Origin of the sequence: Mesorhizobium sp. M5C.F.Ca.IN.020.32.2.1, assembly GCF_004023105.1 — a bacterium.
GTDB classification, from domain to species: domain Bacteria; phylum Pseudomonadota; class Alphaproteobacteria; order Rhizobiales; family Rhizobiaceae; genus Mesorhizobium; species Mesorhizobium wenxiniae.
This window is the reverse complement of the sequence record NZ_RZSX01000716.1, coordinates 1-3,344: the sequence shown is the minus strand read 5'-3', so window position 1 is coordinate 3,344 and position 3,344 is coordinate 1. Positions and strand designations below refer to the sequence as shown.

At 56.6% G+C, this 3,344-nt stretch carries 4 protein-coding genes and 1 pseudogene; 3 read left to right on the top strand and 2 right to left on the bottom strand.

Translation table 11 applies throughout. From position 1 onward, the window contains the following. Nucleotides 1–519, bottom strand: a 519-nt coding sequence (locus EOA86_RS27595) for an AAA family ATPase (RefSeq protein WP_164892026.1), incomplete at its 3' end; no start/stop codon positions are given. Nucleotides 520–733: 214 nt separating this feature from the next. Further along, a pseudogene (locus EOA86_RS27590) lies at nucleotides 734–1,003 on the bottom strand (SOS response-associated peptidase); the annotation flags it as partial. A gap of 248 nt (nucleotides 1,004–1,251) precedes the next feature. Here EOA86_RS27590 and EOA86_RS27585 point away from each other — a divergent pair. The 3 genes from EOA86_RS27585 to EOA86_RS27575 form a co-directional block, all read left to right on the top strand. Beyond that, entirely contained in the window at nucleotides 1,252–1,896 is a 645-nt protein-coding gene (locus tag EOA86_RS27585; RefSeq protein ID WP_128344568.1) for a hypothetical protein, read from the top strand. Beyond that, nucleotides 1,856–2,137 (top strand): hypothetical protein, encoded by a 282-nt coding sequence (locus EOA86_RS27580; RefSeq protein WP_128344567.1) that lies wholly within the window; start codon nucleotides 1,856–1,858, stop codon nucleotides 2,135–2,137. Before EOA86_RS27585 ends, EOA86_RS27580 begins: the two co-directional genes overlap by 41 nt. Nucleotides 2,138–2,219: 82 nt before the next feature. After that, the coding region (locus EOA86_RS27575; protein WP_164892025.1) for a class I SAM-dependent DNA methyltransferase at nucleotides 2,220–3,344 on the top strand (1,125 nt) is incomplete at its 3' end.

Sequence of the window (3,344 nt, the reverse complement as noted above, 5' to 3'; positions counted from 1 at the left end):
GTGCTTAGGATTGGAATTTGCAAGTTCCTTCAACTTCACAACGAGTTCATCACCCGTTGTGGGAGTGCCCAACTGGCTTTTCTCCGGGGCAGAGAAGGTCGCATGAGCGATCAAATAGTCGATGGCGATCTTCACGTTCACTGGAACGCTCCAGTGGACCCCCTCAGAGTTATAGGAGCGGGTTATCGTCACCCGGTTGCCGGTCACCGCGTCCGAGCCAAACTCAGCCGTGATAAGAGCTTTCTGTGCGTCGTCAATCTCCCAAGTTGTAGTGGCAACAATCGCCTCTCTATCCTTGTGCCGCTCGCCATAGCGGGCAAGAAACCTCTTGGGGTAGTCGCGCTCAATATCATACTGGAAAGGCGTGGCAGGGTGAGGGTTTAGTCCCGCCAATGCCTGAAGGATTGCCGTTTTCCCCGCTTCGTTTTTTCCGACGAGGCACGTGAGATGCTCGACGGTGAAATCACCGGAGTCTTCAACGGAACGGAAGTTCTGTATGCGGATAGTTTTCAATTCCATGAAGGCCTCCCCAAGACAACCAAGAAATAACTCGGATAGCTATTGCGCTTCATCAAATCGTTGGAGCCTGCGCAATCCGCAGACTTCGCCTGTTAAATCGCGCAAAGTCCTTGATAACTTCCCCCAAGATGTCCGCTTCTTGCATGACCGTGCCATGCGCTGATGCGAGCGTAACATCGCAAATCCAACTATCTTCTGTATTGCCGCTTTGGCTCTAAAGCAACGACAGTTGGCCCGGTCCCTGGGGAAACTTGATCTGCGTGGCCGGCTTCTCGACAATCACCAAGGCATCGTCCGGTGCAGTACGCTGTAAACCCTTCGCTTCCGACCATGGGGCACTCAGCCACGCCTCGGTTTCCCCTTGTGTGGTCAGGATCATCGGCATTGCCTTCTCGTGGATCGGAGCGATGAGGGCGTTGGGCTTGGTTGTCATGAAGCCGTCCAGCTCGAAGTCGCCGGGACCGTCTTTGACCTTGCGGACCCCTGCCTCTGACCTTGCGGACCCCCCTGCCAGGGCGTCCAGAGGTCGGCGAGAAGGCGAACTGCGTGTCCAAGCCTCTCAATAACGTCCAATAGAGCAACGCCCATGAGTCAAAGGCGTCCGAACGTCAGTGACCATATCTGTGGACATCAAAAGGTTGGCGTATCGGACGTCCGATGGGTCCTGCCCATCTGGACAGGCGGGGTACAAATCCTGTTCAAGTGTGCGGGCACGCAACGGGGGCTGGATAGTTGATCAACTTCGCGCGATTTCGGGAAATGCCGCATCAAGGCAGACAAATCTGCATCGACTACTATCTCAAGGCGGGCCAAGCAGCCGACGAATATCACGGGTTTATCGACTTGTGGCTATCCTTCAATAGCTGGATGGCTTGTGTGAGTGGCGCGGAACGAGACGCCGACATGGTTCGTTCGATCGGCAACGATCAGCGACTTAGCCAGTCGTTTGTCGACCTAATGCGTGAGGAACCAACCTTCGGCCAACGCACCAAGGAGTTCGCCGAGATGTGGCCCATTTTCAAGGTTCAAGACGTGATCAGGTTTATGGGACGTGACTTTCCGTATCACCACGGCAACCGGCGCGATTTCACGGAGGCCGTGGTCGACGATCCTCGGATCAAACGACAGCCAAATCCTTGGACACCAGGGCAGGAAGTACGCTGGTCGGATCTAATATCCGCAATCTATCAAGTGCGATGCAACCTCATGCACGGCCATAAGTCTCTATCCAGCGAAAGTGACCGTGAACTGGTCGGTCGATCGCTCGATCTATTGCGCACATTCATAGATCGCAGCGGATGCTACCACTGGACTACCCCCACGGGGGGAACACACGATGGCGCCTCATTCGATGGGTCGCGCACATTTCTTTCCTAAAGATTACGAGGTGAAGGCAATGCGGATTGTGGCAATCGTCGATGGGGTGGCAAAGGAGGCATACAGATTGGGCGGAACTCACTACAAATGCTTCCCACGCAGCGACAACGGGGTCGCGAACGCGAAAGAGTTTGCCACGATCGAGGAGGCGGCGATCTTCATGATCAAGAACCCTGGATGGGGTATTCGCATGAACCCCGGCTCGGCGATCATCTACAACGGCATCAAAATCGAGCTGTGAGCGCCACGCTCCTGCCGCTCGGCTTGCCATTGTTAATCGTTGACCTGTAATCGTAGAGAAGCACTTAGGGGGAATGCATTCGATGGCGATTGATCTGGCCGAGATCGAGAAGCGTCTTTGGAGCGTGGCGGATCAGCTTCGCGCCAATTCCGGGCTGAAGCCGTCTGAATATTCCCGGCCTGTACTTGGCCTCCTCTTCTTGCGTTATGCGGAGACCAGGTTCGCTGCGGTTGAGAAGGAATTGCAGCCGCGCGAAGGCAGCCGCCTCGGGCCGCCCGGACCTGATGCCTACAAGGCCCGAAACGTCATCTATCTGTCGCCTGAGTCGCGCTTCTCGCATCTCCTGCAATTGCCCGATGGGTCGAATCTTGGCCGGGCACTCAATCATGCGATGGAGGACATCGAGAAGCACAATCCGGATTTGGCCGATGCGCTGCCGAAGAACTACGGCGCCGTCGGCGGTGGCATCCTGCGCGAGCTGATAAAGCTTCTTGCTCCGGTCGAGATCGCCGGTGACGCCTTTGGCAAGGTTTACGAGTATTTCATGGGCTCGTTCGCGTTGCAGGAAATGCAGAAGGGCGGCGAGTACTACACGCCATCGAGCATCGTCCGACTGATCGTCGAGATCATCGAACCGTATCGCGGGCGCATCCTCGATCCTGCCTGCGGTTCGGGCGGCATGTTCGTCCATTCGGCGGATTTCGTCCGCGCGCATCAGGATGCTCCTGAGAAGGAGCTTTCGATCTACGGAATCGAGAAGGTCAGCGAGACGCTGCGGCTTGCCAAAATGAATCTCGCCGTCCACGGCCTCGGCGGGACGATCATGGATGCCAATGCTTACTACGACGAGCCCTTCGCCGATCTCGGCGGCGTGGTCGGCAAGTTCGATTTCGTCATGGCCAATCCGCCTTTCAATGTTACCGGCGTCGACAAGGAGAAGGAATCGGTCGCCAAGCGGCCTGACCGCTTCCCCTTCGGTCTGCCAAGGCCAGACAATGGCAACTATCTCTGGATCGAGTTGTTCTGGTCAGCGCTCAATGAGACCGGCCGGGGCGGCTTCGTCATGGCAAATTCGGCGTCGGACGCTCGGGGCTCTGAGGCCGAAATCAGGCAGAAGCTGATTGAGACCGGCGGCGTTGACGTCGTCGTATCTGTCGGCCCAAACTTCTTCTACACGGTGACGCTGCCCTGCACCTTGTGGTTCCTC

Excerpts from the sequence above, each read along its gene's own strand:
- EOA86_RS27580 (WP_128344567.1), top strand. The coding sequence starts at position 1,856 with ATGGCGCCTCATTCGATGGGTCGCGCACATTTCTTTCCTAAAGATTAC.